Here is an 18,982-nt window from a genome sequence, read left to right as displayed (position 1 = left end):
CAAGGCGCGCCGCGCAGTAAGTTCCCAAAAAAATCCCCGCGGGCTAGCGGCACCGCGGGGTGAACCCATTGTCAAGTGGGAGGGGGAGAATGCAATCAACGGTTATCAATATAAACGCTACAACTTGTCGCCGCGCTGACCTTTACATTTGCTTACCGGGCCTTACATTTGACTTAAATCCGCTAACCAACTGTCGCTCGGATGATACTGATTATTTCCGTGGTTCAATCAATGTGCCGTGCAAGCCGATATGTTGTTGTGTAAGCCCACTGCCACCCTGCGCATTCCTATAGATTTGGTACACTGTGAAACAGGCGGTGCAGCCAGCAACCACGGCAAAAATGACCATGCGACGCTCCTTGAGTATGCTTAAGGGAATCAGGGCCTGCGACGGCTGATGATGACCAGGCGAGCAGGGAAGATTCAGTGTGGCATCTTCAGCCTGGGGGGCATTGCGGCAGATCAAACGCGCCAAAGTGATGGCGTGCTGGCGTTTGATGCGACGCAAAATGGCGGCAATGCGCTCACACACAATGAACAAATCAATGAACGAATCGCATACGGGAGCCACATCATGAATGTCTCTGCCAAACCGCTCGTCATGAAAATCTACCGCGCCTACCTGCGCTCCCGCCTGGAACGCTATACACGCGACTTGCAAGCCATCGCCGAACAGCGCGAGAACGACTTCCAGGCCGAACGCATCCTGCACCAGGCCGTCGTCTCGGTGCGCTCCAAACTGCACTCGCTGTGACGCGTTCAGCGCTGGCCGGCCACGGCCCAGCGCTCCACCAGCTCGAACAAGCCTTGCGTCAGCAGGGCCAGCACGGCAGCGGGGATCGCGCCGGCCAGCAGCATGTCGTTGTCATTCAGCGCCAGGCCGATGGTGATGCGTTCGCCATAGCCGCCCGCGCCGATGAAGGCGGCGATGGTGGCCGTGCCCACGCTCATCACTGCCGCCGTTTTCACGCCGGCCAGCATGACGGGCAAGGCCAGCGGCAAGTCGACGTGCAGCAGGCGGTCGCGCTTGTTCAAGCCCAGCGCCAGCGCCGCCATGCGCAAGCCTTGCGGCACCTGCAGGATGCCCGTGCAGGTGTTGCGCACGATGGGCAGCAAGGCATACACGAATAGCGCCACCAGCGCGGGCACGGTGCCGATCATGCCCAGCACGGGGATCAATATCGCCAGCAAGGCCAGGGAGGGCACCGTCTGCAGCACACCGACAAAAGCCAGCACCGTTTGCCGCAGCGGCGCCGAAAACGCCGCCAGCACGCCCAGCGGAATGCCGATCAGGCACGCCAGGGCGACCGACAACAGCACCAGGGTCAGATGCTGGCGCGTCAGGGTCCACAGATCGTCGCCGATGATTTTATCGAGCAGATTGCTGCGCGCGGCGGAAGGTTTGTTCGCCTGCGCGCCGGAGGCCAGCCACTGGCGCGCCACGTCGGAAAAAGTCTTGCCATCGATTTCCACGGCCGCATTCATGGCGATCATGTCGTCCTCGCCGATGCGCCCCTGCAGCCCTTGCAAGGCTTGCCAGGCGGCGGGAAAGCGCGGCGGCAAGTCGAGCCGGTATAGCAGCATGGCATCGTAGCGGGGAAAATACTGCTGCGTGTCGGCCAGCACGCGCAAGCCGTACTGGCGTATCTTCGCGTCCGTCGAATAGATGTCGATCACGTCAACCTGGCGCTGCGCCAGCGCTTCATAGGCGATGCCGTGATCGAGCCCGCGCGGGCGCTGCGGCAAGCCATAGCGGGCGGCCAGGCCCGGCCAGCCATCGACACGGCCGATGAATTCATGCGACAGGCCAAATTTCAGAGCCGGGTGCTGCGCCAGCTGTCCCAGGCTGGCGATGGATTTTTCATCACCGCGCATGGCCAGCGCATAGGTATTGTTAAAGCCCAAAGGCACGGCCACGCCCAGCCCCAGCGCCGCCAGCTCGCGCCGCATCTGCACCAGATCGATGACCTTGTCGTGCTTGAGGATTTCGCTGCCGATGGTGCCCATGTATTCGGCATACACGTCGATGCTGCCCGCCTGCAGCGCAGCGAGCACGATGGCCGTGTTGCCCAGACCCTGGCGGTGCTCCGTCCTGACGTGCGGCGCGGCGCTCTGCTGGAGGATTTCGCCGAGAATATACGATTCCGTGAAGCGCTTCGAGCCCACCTTCAAGGTGCCGCCATCCATTGCAAGGGAGGACATGGGCGCGGCGGCGAAGACAAGCAAGAACAGCAAGTAAAACGGCAAATAAACAGCACGCACGCGGCGCTCCGGGACGAGTGATCAGTCCGGCAAGCTTACCACCGGCGCGCGCCAGACACCGCCGTGCACCACGCCCGCGCACGGGTTCAGGCCCAGCGCATACGCCAGGTCGGCCGGGCGCGCGATGCGCCACAGGGCGAAATCGGCGCGCTTGCCCACCGCCAGGCTGCCCGTCTGCTCCTGCAAGCCCAGCGCGCGCGCCGCGTGGATCGTGCAACCGGCCAGCGCTTCCTGCGGCGTCAGGCGCCACAGGGTGCACGCCATGTTCATCGCCAGCAGCAAGGACGTCATGGGCGAGGTGCCCGGGTTGCAATCGGTGGACACGGCCATCGGCACGCCGGCCGCGCGTAAATCTGAGACAGGAGGTTGCTGTACTTCGCGCAAAAAATAATACGCGCCCGGCAGCAGCACGGCCACCGTGCCGTGTTTCGCCATGGCGGCGATGCCCTCGTCCGACAGGAATTCCAGGTGGTCGGCCGACAGGCCGCCGTAGCGCGCCACCAGCGCCGCCCCGCCCAGGTCCGACAGCTGCTCCGCATGCAATTTGACGGGCAGGCCCAGCGCCGTCGCCGCGTCGAACACGCGCTGCGTTTGCGCCGTTGTAAAACCGATGCGCTCGCAGAACGCGTCGACGGCGTCGACCAGGCCTTCGCTGGCCAGCCGGGGCAGCATCTGCGCGCACAGCAGATCGATATAGGTGTCGGGCTGTCCCGCATATTCGGGCGGCAGCGCGTGCGCGCCGAGGAAGGTGGTGCGCACGGACACGGGCAGCTGTTCGCCTATCCTGCGCGCCACGCGCAGCATCTTCGCTTCGCTGTCCGCATCGAGACCATAGCCGGACTTGATCTCCAGGGTCGTCACGCCCTCGGCCAGCAGCGCCAGCACGCGGGGCAGGCTTTGCCGCAGCAACTCGTCGTCACTGGCCGCGCGCGTGGCGCGCACGGTGGACATGATGCCGCCGCCGGCGCGGCTGATGTCTTCATAGCTGGCGCCATTCAGGCGCGCCTCGAATTCGTCGCTGCGGTTGCCGGCGTGGACGATGTGCGTATGGCAGTCGATCAGGCCGGGCGTCAGCCAGCAGCCCTGGCCATCTTGCAGCACGGCGCCGCTGGCCGGCAGCTCGTCGCCGGGACCGAACCACGCGATGCGGCCATCCTTGACGGCGATGGCCGCGTCGAGCAGCTCGCCATAGCCATGCTCCATGGTGGCCAGGTGGACGTTGTGGATGACCATATCCCAGTCTTGCATGGCTTTCCCTCCCTAGGTAAACAGGTCGACGCACAAGACGGCCGAACGCTGCAAGGCGTCGAGCCGCCATTCCTGCGCATCGTCGGCGTCCAGCAGCAGCGCGTCATGGCGGGCCAGCGCGAACTGCTGCTCGCCACCGCGCGCCAGCACGTGGCCTTCGCCAACGACAAACAGCAAGGTCGCCGCGCTGCGCCGCGCCAGCCTGCCCGGCGCCGTGATTTTTTCCAGCTGGTGGCGGCAGCGGTCGCGCCGCGTCATCACATTGAAATCCGTCGTCGTCCCCTTGACCTGCGCCTCCACGGCCGCTTCGCCGGGAAACCACAGCATGGGTTGTGACGCGCTCAAGGTCACCTTGCGCGTGCCATCGAGCGTCAGCTGCACGCTGTCGCCATCGACCAGCATCAGGCTGCGGTCGATGCCGGGAAAGCTGGAAAACGGCCCGCTGGCCGTGATCGTCGCCAGGCTGATACGCCAGTCGAAGTCCATCAGGCCGGCTTCGGGCGGAGCAATGGCGATCTCCATCGTGCTGCCGCCGCCATTTTTCCACGGCGCGGCGCGCAGGCATTCCTGCGGGATGAAGGTCGCCATCAGAGCGCCCTCAGTTGCGCCAGGGTGCGCTTGTAGGCGCTGGCGATGGCGTCCTGCGCCACATGGCGCCCGCCGCGCACCTGCCACTGGCCGCCGCACAGCACGTCGCGCACCAGGTTGTCGTTGCCGCAGAAAAGTACGCTGCCCAGCACATTCTCGATGGCCACGCCGCACAGGTTCACATGCGTCTCGTCGAGCACCAGCAAGTCGGCGCGGCAGCCCGGCGCCAGGGCACCGAGCTTGCGCCCGGCCGCCTGCGCGCCGCCCCGCAAGGCCGCCTGCCACAGGTAGTTGCCCACATGGCGTTCATCGGGCGTGGCGGCCACATTGCGCTGCTGGCGCTGCAAGCGCTGGCCATATTCAAGCCAGCGCAACTCCTCCACGGGCGATTGCGATACGTGGCTGTCGCTGCCAACGCCGAAACGCCCGCCGGCGGCGATGAATTCGGCCAGCGGGAACAGGCCGTCGCCCAGGTTCGCTTCCGTCGTCGGGCACAGGCCCGCCACGGCGCCGCTGGCGGCCATCAGCACCACCTCGTCGGGCTGCACATGCGTGGCATGCACAAGGCACCAGCGCGCATCGACGTCGACGTGCTCGTACAGGTACTGCACCGGGCGGCGGCCGCTGTAATCGAGACTCTGGCGCACTTCGCCCTGCTGCTCGGCGATGTGGATGTGGATGGGGCGATCCGCGGGTAGCGCTTGCGCTACTTCCCGAATCTGTTCCACGCCGGCGGCGCGCAGCGAGTGCGGCGCAAAGCCCACTTCCACTTGCCCGCCGCGCTGCGGCGCCAGCGCCTCGACGATGCGCAAGACATCTTGGGCATCAGTGCGGAAGCGCGCCTGCTCCGGCTTGAGGGCTTGCTCGCCGAAACCCGCATGGCTGTACAGCACGGGCAGCATGGTCACGCCGATGCCGCTGACGCGCGCCGCGGCCAGCACCCGTTCCGCCGTTTCGGCGGGACGCGCATACAGCGCACCGGCCATATCGCGCTGCAGGTAATGAAATTCGCATACAGCCGTGTAGCCATGGCGCAGGCATTCGGCAAACAGCTGCGCGGCGATGGCTTCCATCTGTTCCGGCGTGATATGGCGCGCAAAGCGGTACATCAGCTCGCGCCAGGTCCAGAAGCTGTCAGGCCCGTCGCCGGCGACTTCCGTCATGCCGCCCAGCGCCCGCTGGAAGGCATGCGAATGCAGGTTGACCATGCCGGGCAAGACATACTCGGCCACTTCCGCGCCGGCAGGCGGCGCGGCGTTGTCCGCCACCGCCGTCAAATCCCCGTTCTTGTCCCACTCCAGCAGCACGTCGCGGCGCCAGCCCTGCGGCAGCAGCGCGTGGCGCGCGAACAAACAGCCGCTCAACGCGCCACCCATGCCACGGCCGCTTCCATCATCTGGCGCAGCAGCGGCTGCACCTGGGCCGCCAGGTCGGGCCGGTAGCCGAACGGCGCCGCCTCGTCCATGTACAGACACTGGCACATCTCCAGCTGGATCGCATGCACGCGGCCCTCCGGCTGACCGTAATGGCGCGTGATATGCCCGCCCTTGAAGCGCCCGTTCAGCGCCACGCTAAATGCATCCTGCGCGCGCGCGATATCGACCACGGCGGACGTCAGGCCCGCGTCGCAGCTGGCGCCATCGGCCGTGCCGAAGTTCAGGTCGGGCAGCTTGCCGTCAAAGAAGCGCGGCACGCGCGAGGCGATGGAATGGGCATCCCACAGCACCACGGCGCCATGCACGCGCAGCAAGCGGTCCAGTTCCGCACGCAGCTGCCGGTGGTACGGCGCCCAGTAGCGTTGCAATCGCTGCCGCACGTCGGCCGCATCGGGTTCGCGGCCGGCCAGGTACAGCGGTTCGCGGTGGAAGGTATCGCTGGGCAGCAAGCCCGTCGTATCCTGGCCCGGGTACAGATTCGTGTCTTCCTGCGGTCGGTTCAGGTCGATGGTGTAGCGCGACCAGCGCGCCGACAGCACGGATGCGTCCATCTCCTGCAAAAAGCCATACAGCTCGCGCAGATGCCAGTCCGTGTCGGCCTTGATCAAGGCCTGCGGCGTCATGCGCGCGGCGATATCGTCGGGTATGTCGGTGCCCACGTGGGGCATCGACACGAGCAGCGGGATGCTGCCCTCGTTGAAGCGGAAATCCATGCCTGTCTCCTTGCGCCCGCTCACGCGTACAGCGGGGCGAACAAATTCTTGCACGTGCTGCTCAATTCACCCTGCAGCACCATCTGCTTGGCCGCCTCGATGTCGGGCGCGAAGAAGCGGTCGGCATCGAAGAACGGCACTTTCTGGCGCAGCTGGTGGTGGACATGCTCGAGGTGCGGCGAGGTTTTCAGCGGGCGGTGGAAATCGATGCCCTGCGCGGCGGCCAGCAGCTCGATGCCGACGATGACGGCCGTGTTGTGCGCCATGTCGTCCAGGCGGCGCCCGGCGAACGTGGCCATGCTCACGTGGTCTTCCTGGTTGGCCGATGTCGGCAGGCTGTCGACGCTGGCCGGATGCGCGAGCGACTTGTTTTCCGACGCCAGCGCGGCGGCCGTCACGTGGGCGATCATGAAGCCGGAATTGACGCCGGGGTCGCGCACGAGGAAGGGCGGCAGGCCGGACAAGGTGGCATCGATCAGCAGCGCGATGCGGCGCTCGGCCAGCGCGCCGATTTCAGCGATCGCCAGCGCCAAGGTGTCTGCCGCGAAGGCGACCGGTTCGGCGTGAAAATTCCCGCCCGAGACGATTTCAGCCTGTCCGTTGGGGCCATCCTGGAAGATCAGCGGATTGTCCGTGACGGCATTGGCTTCGATCAGCAGGGTGCGGCCCACATTGCCGATCAAATCGAGGCAGGCGCCCATCACTTGCGGCTGGCAGCGCAGGCTGTACGGATCCTGCACGCGCTCGTCGCCTTCCAGGTGCGAAGCGCGGATGGCGCTGTGCGCCACCAGTTGGCGGTACATCTGCGCGGCCAGGATTTGCCCCGGCTGTCCGCGCACGGCGTGCACGCGCGCGTCGAACGGCGCATCGCTGCCCTTGGCCGCATCGAGCGACAGCGCGCCCGTGACCATGGCAGCTTCCAGCAGGCGCTCGGCCATGAACAGGCCATGCAGCGCCAGCGCGTTCGACACTTGCGTGCCGTTGATCAGGGCCAGGCCCTCTTTCGCCGCCAGCACCACGGGCGCGATGCCCGCCTGCGCCAGTGCTTCGGGCGCCGGCATCAATTCGCCGTTGACGCGCACGTCGCCCACGCCCAGCATGGCCAGCGTCATGTGCGACAGCGGCGCCAGGTCGCCCGAGGCGCCGACGGAACCCTTGGCGGGAATGGCCGGCATGATGCCCGCGTTGTACAGGGCGATCAGGGTATCGACGATCAGCGGGCGCACGCCGGAAAAGCCGCGCGCCAGGCTGCCGATCTTCATCAGCATGATCAGGCGCACGACGGCGTCCGACAGCAATTCCCCCGTGCCGACGGAATGCGACAGGATCAGGTTGCGCTGCAATTGCTCCAGCTTTTCATCGGGAATGCGCGTCTTGGCGAGCAGGCCGAAACCCGTGTTGATGCCATACGCCGCGTCGCCCTTGGCGACGATGGCTTGCACGGCGGCGGCCAACGCCTCGATGACGGGATAGGCTTCGGCGGCGAGGATCAGTTTCGCGGGTGCGGCCCAGACGGCGCGCAGGTCGCCCAAGGTCATCGCGCCCGGTTTCAGGGTCCAACTTTTGGCATGCTGTGTCATAGTCATTCGCATCTAGGTCTCAAGGAAGCATGGGAAGAATCAGGCCGTTGCGCTTGGCGCAGGCGGCCGCTGTTTCGTAGCCGGCATCGGCATGGCGCATCACGCCGGAGCCGCTGTCGTTGACCAGCACGCGCGCCAGGCGTTTCGCCGCCGCTTCGCTGCCGTCGGCAACGATGACCATGCCCGCATGCTGAGAATACCCCATTCCCACGCCGCCGCCATGGTGCAGCGAAACCCAGGTGGCGCCGCCGGCCGTGTTCAGCATGGCGTTCAGCAGCGGCCAGTCGGAGACGGCGTCGGTGCCGTCCTTCATGCTTTCCGTCTCGCGGTTCGGGCTGGCGACGGAACCCGTGTCGAGGTGGTCGCGGCCGATGACGATGGGCGCCTTCAGCTCGCCCGTGCGCACCATCTCGTTGAAAGCGAGGCCGGCGATGTGGCGCTCGCCCAGTCCCAGCCAGCAGATGCGCGCCGGCAGGCCCTGGAAGGCGATGCGCTCGCGCGCCATGTCCAGCCAGTTGTGCACCTGCTGGTGGTGCGGGAACAACTGCTTGATCTTCGCATCCGTTTTATAGATGTCTTCCGGGTCGCCCGACAGGGCCACCCAGCGGAACGGCCCGCGTCCTTCGCAAAACTGCGGGCGAATGTACGCGGGCACGAAACCGGGGAAGTCGAAGGCATTCTGCACGCCCTGGTCGAACGCCACCTGGCGGATGTTGTTGCCGTAATCGACGGTGTGCACGCCCATGGCGTGGAAATCGAGCATGGCTTGCACGTGGGCGGCGCAGGAATCGGCGGCGGCCACCGTCAGGCGCGCGTGGCGCTGCGGGTCCTGCTGCGCCGCCTTCCAGTCGGACACGCTCCAGCCGCGCGGCAAGTAGCCGTTGACCAGGTCATGCGCGGAAGTCTGGTCCGTCACCAGGTCGGGCACCAGGCCGCCCGCTTTCGCGCGGCGCACCAGTTCCGGCAGCACTTCGGCCGCGTTGCCCAGCAAGCCGATGGAAATGGCTTCCTTGCGTTCGGTGTGATACTTGACCAGCTCCAAGGCTTCGTCCAGGCTGGCCGCCTGCTTGTCCAGGTAACGCGTGCGCAAACGGAAATCGATGCTGCTTTGCTGGCATTCGATATTGAGCGACACGGCACCGGCCATGGTGGCGGCCAGCGGCTGCGCGCCGCCCATGCCGCCCAGGCCCGCCGTCAAAATCCAGCGCCCGCCCCAGTCGCCGCCGAAATGCTGGCGGCCCGCTTCGGCGAAGGTCTCATACGTGCCCTGCACGATGCCCTGCGTGCCGATATAGATCCAGCTGCCGGCCGTCATCTGGCCGTACATGAACAGGCCTTGCCGATCGAGTTCGTTGAAGTGTTCCCAGTTGGCCCATTTCGGCACCAGGTTGGAGTTGGCGATCAGCACCCGCGGCGCGTCAGGGTGGGTCTGGAACACGCCCACCGGCTTGCCGGACTGGATCAAGAGGGTCTGGTCGTCTTCCAGCTCGCGCAGCGAGGCGAGGATCTGGTCGAAGCAGGCCCAGTTGCGGGCCGCGCGGCCGATGCCGCCGTAGACGACCAGGTGCTGCGGATTTTCCGCCACTTCCGGGTCCAGGTTGTTTTGCAACATGCGGTAGGCCGCCTCGGCCTGCCAACTCTTGCAAGCCACGACCGTGCCGCGCGGGGCGCGGATGGTACGGCTGGCATCAAAGCGTGGATCGGTGTCCATTGTGCTGTTCATGCTGTCTCCTCGTAGGGTGCGAGCGGACGTACCTGGCCCGCTCTGGTGCTACCAGCATAGGTTGTCTATACAACCAAGTCAACAGGTTTTTGTTGGTGTCGAATCCTTATTTTTTCTCGAACACGCGCTGGCCCGCCACCCAGGTCTGCAGCACCCGCGTCTTGCCGATAGCCTTTGGTTCCACGGTGAAGAGGTCCTGGTCGACGACGATGAAGTCCGCCCATTTGCCCGCTTCCAGGGTGCCGATGACCTTTTCCTGGTGCGCCGCCCAGGCCGCGTCGAGGGTGAAGCAGCGCAGCGCCTGCGTCACCGTCATGGCTTGCTGCGGGTACCAGCCGCCGGCCGGGAATCCTTCGCTGTTTTGCCGCGTGACGGCCGCGTGGATGCTTTCGAACGGATTCGGCGACTCGATGGGGAAGTCGGAGCCGCAGGCGATGCGCGAACCTTGCGCAAGGAAGGTGCGCCACGCATACGCGCCCTTGATGCGCTCGTGGCCCACGCGCTGCTCCGCCATGTTCTGGTCGGACGTGGCGTGCGTGGGCTGCATCGACGGCACGATGCCCAGGCTTTTGAAACGGGGGATGTCGGATAATTGCACCACCTGCGCGTGCTCCATGCGGTGGCGCAGGCCCGCGCCGCGGTACTTCCCGATCAGGGCTGCATAGCCGTCGAGGATCTGATGGTTGCCCGCGTCGCCGATGGCGTGCACATTGACCTGATAGCCGGCGCGCATGGCTTTTTCCATCTTCGCGCGCATCGCGCCGTCCGGGTAGAACAGCAGGCCGCTGGTGGAAGGATCGTCGCTGTACGGCGCCAGCAGGGCTGCGCCGCGGCTGCCCAGGGCGCCGTCGGACAGCAGTTTGACGGCGCGCAAGGCGTACATGTCGCGCGCATAGCTGTTCAAGGGACCGTTTTTCGCCAGCGCGTCGAAGTCTTCCGTCGTATCCGCGATCATGCCGTACACGCGCACCGTCAGCTTGCCGTGGTCCGCGTAATCGCGGAACAGCCGGTCCTGCATCTGGCCGATGCCCGCATCGTGCACGCTGGTCAGGCCCACTTGCGACAGCTGCGCCAGCGCGCCATCGAGGGCGGCGCGGTTTTCCACGTCGCCGGGCTTGGGCAGCACGGCGTCCATCAAGTCCATGGCGCTATCGACCAGCACGCCGGTGGCGTTGCCGTCCGCGTCGCGGACGATCTTGCCGCCGGCCGGATCCGGCGTGGCGCGCGTGATGCCGGCCAGCGCCAGCGCGCGGCTGTTGGCCCAGCCCGCGTGGCCATCGACCCGGCGCAGCCACACGGGCCGCGCGCTTTCCGCCGCATCGAGTTCCGCTGCCGTAGGAAAGCGTCGCAGCTTCCAGATTTCCTGGTTCCAGCCATTGCCGACGACCCAGTTGCGTTCGGGGTGCGCACGCGCGAAGTCGCCCACGGCCTGCAGGGCGGCCGGCAGCGATGTGGAACCATACAGCATCACGCCACTGGCGATCGTGCCCAGGCCGAAGACGTGACCGTGCGCATCGATCAGGCCAGGCAGCACGGTTTTTCCCTGCACGTCGATATGCGTGGCGCCCTTGGCCGCCTTGCGTTTCACCTGCCCGGCGCTGCCGACGGCGAGCAGCTTGCCAGCGTCGTCAAAGGCCAGCGCCGTGAAGCGAACCACCTTGCCGTGCGCGTCGAGCGTGTAGCCGTTGGCGTTGTCGATGACGGTGTCGGCGTGGGCGTGGCCGAGGGCCCCCAGGCAGGCGAGAACGAGCAGGTTGCGGCGCAGGGTCGGCATTTCCATCTCCAGGTCTTTTAGTCGTTAGCAAAAAGACGAGTGTATAGAAATTGGCAAAATGGTCAATCATGCAGACACAGGCACGCATGCCTTGCGCCCCGTCAATACTTCCCCGCCGCCGCCGGCCTACGCTGGCGTTTTAACGCGGAGCCCCCATGGCCAGGCACCATGTCATCAGCACCACCGCATGCGACGTGTTCTTCAAGCTCGTGGCGCACCAGAAGAGCAGCCTGGGCGCGCGCTTCGACAGCATGATCGTCACCTTCAGCGCCGACGGCCAGCCCGACGAATGCGGGTGCTGCTGCGACGACGAGCAGCTGGAATTCGTTTCGCAAAACAAGGTGCCGCTGGCGCACGCCGTTGACCGGGCCACCTTGCCGACCACCGCTAAAAATCAAAATAATAGAAATTTGCTGGCTGCATCGAAGCAACTGCCGCGCATCCGAGGCATAACATGAGAAGCACCGGAGCTAAGACAGTCGCCGGCACAAACGAGGCCATGGAGCGAATCTTGTCTACCTGATCAAATGGATGCAGCAGCAACAACCCTATACCGAGAAGAACAGGCATGGTAGCCGCAGCAGGCCAATTGCCAAAGCTGCCTCTGGAAAAGCTGCCGGCGACAACGTCATACGCCACGGATAGAGAAGGAGACCTAAACATTACCGCAAGCAAACTCCAGATCAGGAAAGTACAGAGTATGCAAAGCCACCGCTTCCATCCCGATGCGGCGGCGGCAAAACGCCCATAGCCGCTGACGGTTTCTGCGACCATCACCAGTCCGTGGGCTAGTCCCCAAAGGACAAAGGTCCATGCGGCGCCATGCCACAAGCCGGAAACCCCCATGGTAAAAACGATGGAGAGGTGGCGAGCATACTTGTGCAGATAGCCGTGCAGCGGCTTGAACACGTAATCGCGCAACCAGAAACTCAGGGTCATGTGCCAACGCCGCCAAACCTCGCTCATCGAGACCGAACCATAGGGCGAGTGAAAGTTTTCCGGGAATGCTATCCCCAGCATGCCGGCCAGAGCGATCGCCATGTCGGAATAGGCACTAAAATCGCAATAGATCTGTATCGAGAAACCGAATATCGCTGCCACGCCCTCCCAGCCCGACAGGGTAGTATGGGCCGCGTAAGCCTGGTCGACATAGGCGCCGACAGGATCGGCCACTAGCACCTTTTTCAGTATGCCGACCGTAAACAGGGCTAAATTGGGCATGAGATTGGCGCTTGCAATCCTCATCTGCTGCAGTTGCGGCAGGATGTGGCGCGCACGGAGGATCGGGCCTGCGATGAGGTGAGGAAAGAATGTCAGATACACCGCGGTCGACCAGAAGCCTGGTGGCTTCTTCTCAGGCTGGCGTGCCGTATCGACGAGATAACCAATGATGGTGAAAGTAACAAACGACACGCCGAGCGGTAGCGCCCAGCCGAGTCGCGGAGTCTCGATACCTGAAATGCTCTCAATGGTCTCAAATAAGAAGTCGGCGTATTTGTAAAGGACAAGCGGAATCAGGGAAACGAGCACGCAAGGCGCCAGCTTGCTCCGATCATGCCAAACGAGCCGCAGCATCCACCAGCAAGCAACAATCATTGCGATCATCAACAGAACAGCGGGTGGATACCACCAAGCGTAGAAGACCAGGCTAGCGATGGTGACGTAGCTGAGTTGAAAACGCTTGGGACAAACGGCGAAAATAGTGCAAAAAATCAGGAAGAACAAGAGGAACGAAGGCAACTGAAACAACATCGACTGTTACTCCTGAAGACTTAGGAAATACGGTTTAAGTACATCCGTCATAACCTGGAATGCCTTTGCGTTAGGGTGGACATCATTGTTGGCAACCCAATAGCTTTCGGCAGGTTCGTTCCGAAGAGTTGGCAGTGGATCGAGGAAAGCCCAACCCCGCTTTTCACTTTCCGCGCGCATGATATTGGTGGCGAAGTCGAACTTGTAAGGCTCGAAACTGTGTGGCTCCGGAATCATCATTACCAGCACTCGGTAACCATGCTTCGCTTGGTCCGCCTTCAGCCGATCCAGCGCCGCATCCATGGCAGCACGGCCAGAGCCTCCAGCCCACATTTTTTCATAGGATGCGATCAAGCCAGCTTGGCCAGGAGTATTACTCAAAGCAATTTCGATAAAGGAAACGAGCAGAGCATAGGCTTGGCTGTGACGCACCAGCCATCCGGCCTGGCCAGTATCCTGCACAGCCGGCGCACGTGCAGTCGCCAGCACGATGACCGTATCCGGGCGTACTGTGTCAGCGTACCGTAGCCAGTTGGCAACAATCTGCGTCATATTCATGTTGCCGACACCTGTAGTCATTACCTCGGTCCCCGAGCCGAGCCGCCTGGCGAGTTGGCCGCGCAACGTTGCATCCTCCGGAAGGCCCCACCCCATGGCGGTAGAGTCACCAGCAATGACAACCTTATGCCTGCCGACAGTTGATAAGTCCGGCTCAGGCCCGCGCATGCCGAGAGAATTAATGGAGACCTTGACCCCTTGCAGCAAAGCGGATGCGCCAGGAATGTGTTCATGGCCAATGACGGGGTCGGCACTATTTCGCTTTAGCAGCGTTGCATAACGCCACATCTCGATTAGATAATTCTGCTGCGAGGAGGTTGCCACGCGCACCAAGCCCTCAACCGCCGCGCAAGCCAGCAGCAGACCAAAAAGCACGAGGCCAGTTCCCGAGAGGAGCCTCTTCATGAGAGATTTTCGACTGCTCACGCTTAAAACACCGCGTATACGAATGGCGCCCAAGACGAATTAGCCAACACGACAAAAAGGACAGCGAATAGCATTATTACCGCAAAGAATGGAATTAATACCAACCTGGATTTTCGACTAAACAAGAATCCAAAAAGGTCATGCAAGAATTTCACAAAAATACTCCACTATGTAGTCAATCTTAAATGAAAAAGGATGAATCGATATTGAATTTATTTAAAATCACAGGAAACAATCTTTATATAGACTGGAAATCGGCCATCAGCTCCAGAATTCATGGCAATTATTCCTACCATCCGTTATCGATCCTGTCAAATTAAATTAGCCCTGGGGCGTATATACTTCCAGGATGGGCAACAACCTGCAGCACGCGTCCGCCGCTAAGCACAAGGCTGCAAACGGCGAGCACCACGTGCGGCGATTGATGCAGCCAGTGGCGAGCGCAGACACACGCCGACACAATCGGATACGGCAATCCTAATCTACCTGAAGATCAAGTCCCACGGTCGGACAATCTCCGACCAGACCAGACAATTGTATTATGACGCATGCAACGGTAATCCTCCTATCTGCGGCGGTCAAGTAATTTCGGACACAACGCTAGGTTCACGTTCCACCATTTTCTGCTCATAAACAGAGGGTGGCAGATTGCCCATTACTGAATTGAGGCGCTTGCAGTTATAGAAGCCGCTGATGTAATCGATGATATCGGCTTTTGATTCAGCGTGGTTGGCGTATGACGTTGCCAGACGCGCTCCATCTTGACATTCAGGAAGAAGCGTTCAGCGACGGCGCTGTCCCAGCAGTTACCTGTGCGGCTCATGCTGCAGACGAAGTCTTGGCTGGCCAGCAGGTCCAGGTAACGCTCGCTGGCTACTGCCCCCGTCCGAATAGATGATCAATCCGAGCGCCTGCCCCGCGCTGTTCGCTGAAAAATTCAGCAAACCGTCACGGGCATCTTGAAACAGAAGTGTCTTGACATCCACACCTCAGTGCTGGGGTAAGCGTGTCGCCACTTGGCTTTTGTTGCCCCATATGTGGTCAAAAATTTTTTCTGAAATAAGCCTGTTTCCTTCTTTTGAGAGATGTCCTTCCATATCTAGAAAGTAAGTTTTATCAGCGGGTAGTGCATGGGATAGATCGATAAGCTCCGGAATGTCGAGCTTGGTCAGCTCTTGATGGAAGTGACTAAATATTCTTCGCCTCGATACATAATCTGTTGCATGAGTAGTATTTAAAAGGTTGCTGACATTGACATTGGCGTCATAAGGGCTTGGAAGATTTACCATATAAAAATGGATCCCGTTTTTACGCGCGAAAGTAACTGCATTCTCTATAGAAAGTATGGAATTTCGGACGGCTAGTTCCAAACCTTCACTGGAGGCACAAGGCATAGTTTTCTCGTTTAAGAGCTTGCCAGTCAGATATACGAAAATGTTTGAATGTGTATTTGCCGGTATGTCTGCCCTCGAAATTGGTTGGCAGTCAGCGTATAATTGGTAGTTTAAGCCAGCGAGGATGATAAAATCTGGTTTTCCGTTTTTTTTCTGTAAATCGTACCAGCGCAATATGATATCAGGGATGGGTTGGGCTAAACCTGCATAATTATAAACTTGAGTATGATTCAATGCTCGTTCCAGATGTGCGGAAATAGTCTGATTATCGGTGACACCGTATCCGAATGCAGTTGATGAGCCGAGCAGAAAGCCAACGTAACTCACCTTCTCTGGAGGGGCTTGACCGTTGTAGCGCAGACCATCTGTGTTTACATTAATTCGTGTTGAATGATATTCGGAAACAATATTCCGAATTCCTGGTTCATTCCTAACGGGAAGGCCTGATATGGGAATTATAATTTCCTGAGACTCATTAAATTCCATCGGACCAGAATTTTTAATTTTGGAAATTATGATATGAAAATTATCTTTAGTGAATGTCGCTAGCGGGTAGGTAATATCGATAAATCCATCGACTAGGCAGATAACGATAAAAACCTGAAATAATCTAATTAGATACGGGCGGAATTTCGACTGGGATTGCGACGAATTTGATTTCTCATCCATGTTAGTCCATTTCAAAACGTGAGGCATAATTCATAGCCAACGTGTGATCCTGTTCTGCTTTACGCATCACGAAGTTCCCAACGACTAAACGATCCATATCAGTAGCCATAAAACAGTTGAATGCATCTGTCGGTGTACATACAATCGGTTCATTCCGTACATTGAAGCTGGTGTTGATCAACACAGGGCAGCCAGTCAGTGTTTCGAATGCCTTTAGAAGTGCGTGATAACGGGGGCTCTGCTCGGCGTGAACGGTCTGCACACGGGCGGAAAAATCTGTGTGCGTCACTGCAGGAATGACGGAGCGTACGAGATGTTGGTCTTTTAATGTATGATATTTAGCTGCATGCTGCGCCGATATTTTCCGGTGTTTTTCCGCTACCGTGGAAACCGTCAGCATATAGGGGGAGGCCGGTGCGCTCATATCGAACCAGTCTGTTGCGGCCTCGGCTAAAACTGATGGGGCGAAGGGCCGAAAGCTCTCTCGGAATTTAATCTTGAGATTGAGTTTCTTCTGCATATCGGCTCTGCGTGGATCCCCCAGGATAGAGCGATTGCCAAGGGCACGAGGACCAAACTCCATGCGTCCTTGAAACCAGCCAACCACTTCCCCTGCCGCCAGCGCCTGAGCAGTCTCATCAAAAAGTACCTCATTCGGGACGATAGTGAAACGCGCCCCGGCTGCCGATAACGCAGCTTCGATCTGGCTGGGCGAGAATTCTGGACCCAGTGCGCTGGCGTTCATCGCATCTGGATAATTCACTTGACGCGGAGATTTGACATGGAGATGATAGACAGCAAGTGCGGCACCAAGTGCTCCACCAGCATCACCCGCAGCGGGTTGAATCCAAATATTCTCGAACGCACCATCAGCGGCGATCTTGCCATTGGCTACGCAATTAAGCGCCACTCCTCCAGCCAGACAGAGATTCTTCAGGCCGGTTTCTTGTGCCAGTGCCCTGGTCATGCGAAGAATGATGTCTTCCGTTACCTGCTGGATCGAAGCTGCTATGTCGGCATGAAAGTCTTCGAGTGGGCTCTCCGGTAATCGCGGTGGCCGACCGAATAGCTTATGGAAGCGGGAATTTGTCATACTCAACCCGGTGCAGTAGTTGAAGTATTTCTGATTCAATCGGAAGGTGCCATCTTCCTTTACATCAATCAGGTGTTTGCGAATGATGCTGGCAAAGCGTGGTTTTCCGTAGGGGGCGAGGCCCATGAGCTTGTATTCACCAGAATTTACGCGAAAACCTGAATAGGTAGTAAATGCGGAATACAGAAGTCCAAGCGAATGGGGAAAAACCAGATCGCGGATGATTTTCAGTTCCGAGCCACGACCGATTGCCACCGATGTGGTCGCCCATTCTCCCACCCCGTCCATGGTCAGCACCACCGCCTCGTCAAAAGGTGACGGATAAAAGGCGGAGGCTGCATGGCTTAGATGATGTTCCGAAAATAGCAACTCATCAGAAGAAAATTGACCGGGTGCGAGCGCGTTCAGTTCCTTTGCGAGCAATGATCGCTGAAACAGTTTCTCCTTCGCCCAGACCGGCAAGCCGGCACGGAAGGAGGCGAATCCCTTCGGGGCAAAACTGAGATATGTTTCTAGAAGGCGCTCGAACTTGAGGAAGGGCTTGTCATAAAAGACGACATGATCGATCGCAGAGCCTTGTGCTGCTTCAAGGCAGAAACGAGTGGCGCTGCGAGGGAAATCTGAATCCTGCTTTTTTCGAGTGAAACGTTCTTCCTGTACGGCTGCCACAACGATACCATCACGGATTAAGGCGGCGGCGCTATCGTGATAGTATGCGGAGATACCGAGAATTTGCATTGAGTGTATGGTTAATATGGGTGATTGAAGTTCGTGTCGCCCGACGTGCGCTCGCTCCAGTATGTATGCGTCTTTGGTTCAAATTGCAGTTTTAGCTGCCTGCGACCACACAGGCGCAACAGTGCCGCCCCCGGGGTAATAAAGAAAAAATAAACTAGGAAAAGCGCAACGTTGCTGGTTACTGCATGTGCTTTTTTGCCAAAATATGTCCATAATCTGTTTGGTCGATCAAGAAGACCCGGCGCAGAAACGGTGATCAGTGCAAGCAGCACTGCAACAACCGCTGGCGGCACATGCACGGTTTCTCCGTGCAGCAAAGGCAGGAGAGAGAGAAAACCGATGATGAAGCACCACACTAAGCCAAAAACTCTGTTGCTCACGTTTATTCCTCTTTACGGTTTGCATATCTCAGCCGGTAAAGGCTGATGTTGCATGCATTGCAATTTAGGTTGGGGTATTCCACTATCGATGCAAACTTCGCTGACTATGAAAGGCTAACCAACGGAGGCGTAAGCAATTCTGTGCGTACAGGGCCGGGTTTTAGTTAATCGCGTTTGTGAAGCGTTTGCCGAACATGATGACAAACTGGTTGGCCGCCAGCTTCCACGTGCGCTGCAGTATCTTCCAATATTTTTCGATCTTGCGCAAGGCCAGCAATACCAGCCTGGTGGCCGCTTCGCCGCTCGGGAAATGGCCGCGATTCTTAACGTTTTTCCGAAGGCTTGGGAGCACTCAGCATTTCAGACCTGTCAGAAAAGCCCGCCGTTGGTGTGTGGGTTTTTAAATATGACTGGTGGAAAAAAGTACCGCGCTCGACAAAAAGCGGACGAGCGAAAAATTATCGCCATTGGCAGCGAAACGCCAGCGTGGAAACATGATAATTGCCCAGAACATTCGCTCATCAAATAATGCGAGGATCGCCATGCCATATCGTCACACACTGCTATTTCAGCTGAAAAATGGCAAGAATACCTGCGCGCCCGAGGAAAAACCAAGATAACGCGTGTCAATCCCCCCCGTCACGAACA

General features: G+C 60.0%; 18 protein-coding genes and 1 pseudogene. 2 read left to right on the top strand and 17 right to left on the bottom strand.

What is annotated here, in order from left to right; translation table 11 throughout:
* Positions 1–211 precede the first annotated feature (211 nt).
* The gene (locus tag AC54AF_RS04455) at positions 212–571 is read right to left on the bottom strand and encodes a hypothetical protein (protein WP_496635552.1); all 360 of its coding nucleotides are present in this window, start codon (positions 569–571) and stop codon (positions 212–214) included.
* Positions 572–574: 3 nt separating this feature from the next.
* Here AC54AF_RS04455 and AC54AF_RS04450 point away from each other — a divergent pair, with 3 nt between their 5' ends.
* Entirely contained in the window at positions 575–754 is a 180-nt protein-coding gene (locus AC54AF_RS04450) for a hypothetical protein (protein ID WP_034746290.1), read from the top strand.
* Positions 755–759: 5 nt separating this feature from the next.
* Here AC54AF_RS04450 and AC54AF_RS04445 read toward each other — a convergent pair whose 3' ends face one another.
* From AC54AF_RS04445 to AC54AF_RS04410, 8 genes are all read right to left on the bottom strand, one after another.
* Positions 760–2,202 carry a glycine betaine ABC transporter substrate-binding protein gene (locus tag AC54AF_RS04445; protein WP_496635551.1) on the bottom strand — a complete coding sequence of 481 codons (1,443 nt, stop codon included), beginning with the start codon at positions 2,200–2,202 and terminating at the stop codon, positions 760–762.
* Positions 2,203–2,283: 81 nt separating this feature from the next.
* The gene (gene hutI / locus AC54AF_RS04440; protein ID WP_496635550.1) at positions 2,284–3,510 is read right to left on the bottom strand and encodes an imidazolonepropionase; all 1,227 of its coding nucleotides are present in this window, start codon (positions 3,508–3,510) and stop codon (positions 2,284–2,286) included.
* A 12-nt stretch (positions 3,511–3,522) separates the two neighbouring features.
* Positions 3,523–4,098: a HutD/Ves family protein gene (locus AC54AF_RS04435; RefSeq protein WP_496635549.1), complete on the bottom strand. Its 576-nt coding sequence runs from the start codon at positions 4,096–4,098 to the stop codon at positions 3,523–3,525.
* Positions 4,098–5,474: a formimidoylglutamate deiminase gene (locus tag AC54AF_RS04430; RefSeq protein WP_496635548.1), complete on the bottom strand. Its 1,377-nt coding sequence runs from the start codon at positions 5,472–5,474 to the stop codon at positions 4,098–4,100. The genes AC54AF_RS04435 and AC54AF_RS04430 overlap by 1 nt, the downstream gene beginning before the upstream one ends.
* A complete protein-coding gene (gene hutG, locus AC54AF_RS04425) occupies positions 5,459–6,247 on the bottom strand; it encodes an N-formylglutamate deformylase (protein WP_496635547.1) in 789 nt (262 codons plus the stop codon). Before hutG ends, AC54AF_RS04430 begins: the two co-directional genes overlap by 16 nt.
* A gap of 20 nt (positions 6,248–6,267) precedes the next feature.
* On the bottom strand, positions 6,268–7,827 hold the full coding sequence (hutH, locus tag AC54AF_RS04420; RefSeq protein ID WP_496635546.1) for a histidine ammonia-lyase: 1,560 nt from the start codon (positions 7,825–7,827) through the stop codon (positions 6,268–6,270).
* A gap of 19 nt (positions 7,828–7,846) precedes the next feature.
* Positions 7,847–9,550 carry a urocanate hydratase gene (gene hutU / locus AC54AF_RS04415; RefSeq protein ID WP_496635545.1) on the bottom strand — a complete coding sequence of 568 codons (1,704 nt, stop codon included), beginning with the start codon at positions 9,548–9,550 and terminating at the stop codon, positions 7,847–7,849.
* Positions 9,551–9,656: 106 nt separating this feature from the next.
* The gene (locus AC54AF_RS04410) at positions 9,657–11,324 is read right to left on the bottom strand and encodes an amidohydrolase (protein ID WP_496635544.1); all 1,668 of its coding nucleotides are present in this window, start codon (positions 11,322–11,324) and stop codon (positions 9,657–9,659) included.
* Between the two features lie 155 nt (positions 11,325–11,479).
* Between AC54AF_RS04410 and AC54AF_RS04405 the strand changes: the two genes are divergently transcribed.
* The gene (locus AC54AF_RS04405) at positions 11,480–11,782 is read left to right on the top strand and encodes a hypothetical protein (RefSeq protein ID WP_496635543.1); all 303 of its coding nucleotides are present in this window, start codon (positions 11,480–11,482) and stop codon (positions 11,780–11,782) included.
* On the opposite strand, the gene AC54AF_RS04400 is transcribed toward AC54AF_RS04405, so the two are convergent.
* The 8 genes and pseudogenes from AC54AF_RS04400 to AC54AF_RS04365 form a co-directional block, all read right to left on the bottom strand.
* Entirely contained in the window at positions 11,712–13,076 is a 1,365-nt protein-coding gene (locus tag AC54AF_RS04400; protein WP_496635542.1) for an MBOAT family O-acyltransferase, read from the bottom strand. The two genes, AC54AF_RS04405 and AC54AF_RS04400, sit on opposite strands and share 71 nt — an antisense overlap.
* Before the next feature lie 6 nt (positions 13,077–13,082).
* Complete coding sequence (locus AC54AF_RS04395; RefSeq protein ID WP_496635541.1) at positions 13,083–14,039, bottom strand: SGNH/GDSL hydrolase family protein; 957 nt, start codon at positions 14,037–14,039, stop codon at positions 13,083–13,085.
* Positions 14,040–14,062: 23 nt separating this feature from the next.
* Complete coding sequence (locus AC54AF_RS04390) at positions 14,063–14,215, bottom strand: DUF5989 family protein (protein WP_496635540.1); 153 nt, start codon at positions 14,213–14,215, stop codon at positions 14,063–14,065.
* A gap of 834 nt (positions 14,216–15,049) precedes the next feature.
* On the bottom strand, positions 15,050–16,123 hold the full coding sequence (locus AC54AF_RS04385) for an SGNH/GDSL hydrolase family protein (RefSeq protein WP_496635539.1): 1,074 nt from the start codon (positions 16,121–16,123) through the stop codon (positions 15,050–15,052).
* A 1-nt stretch (position 16,124) separates the two neighbouring features.
* Positions 16,125–17,954 carry a carbamoyltransferase family protein gene (locus AC54AF_RS04380; protein ID WP_496635538.1) on the bottom strand — a complete coding sequence of 610 codons (1,830 nt, stop codon included), beginning with the start codon at positions 17,952–17,954 and terminating at the stop codon, positions 16,125–16,127.
* A gap of 11 nt (positions 17,955–17,965) precedes the next feature.
* On the bottom strand, positions 17,966–18,334 hold the full coding sequence (locus tag AC54AF_RS04375; RefSeq protein ID WP_496635537.1) for an SxtJ family membrane protein: 369 nt from the start codon (positions 18,332–18,334) through the stop codon (positions 17,966–17,968).
* Positions 18,335–18,494: 160 nt separating this feature from the next.
* Positions 18,495–18,674, bottom strand: a pseudogene (locus AC54AF_RS04370) (IS256 family transposase); the annotation flags it as partial.
* 60 nt (positions 18,675–18,734) lie between these two features.
* Complete coding sequence (locus AC54AF_RS04365) at positions 18,735–18,878, bottom strand: hypothetical protein (RefSeq protein ID WP_496635536.1); 144 nt, start codon at positions 18,876–18,878, stop codon at positions 18,735–18,737.
* Positions 18,879–18,982 lie beyond the last annotated feature (104 nt).

The sequence above is a fragment of the Janthinobacterium sp. JF4 genome (assembly GCF_059617925.1).
The sequence above is the reverse complement of the archived record's forward strand: the minus strand, read 5'-3'. Positions and strand labels throughout refer to the sequence as shown.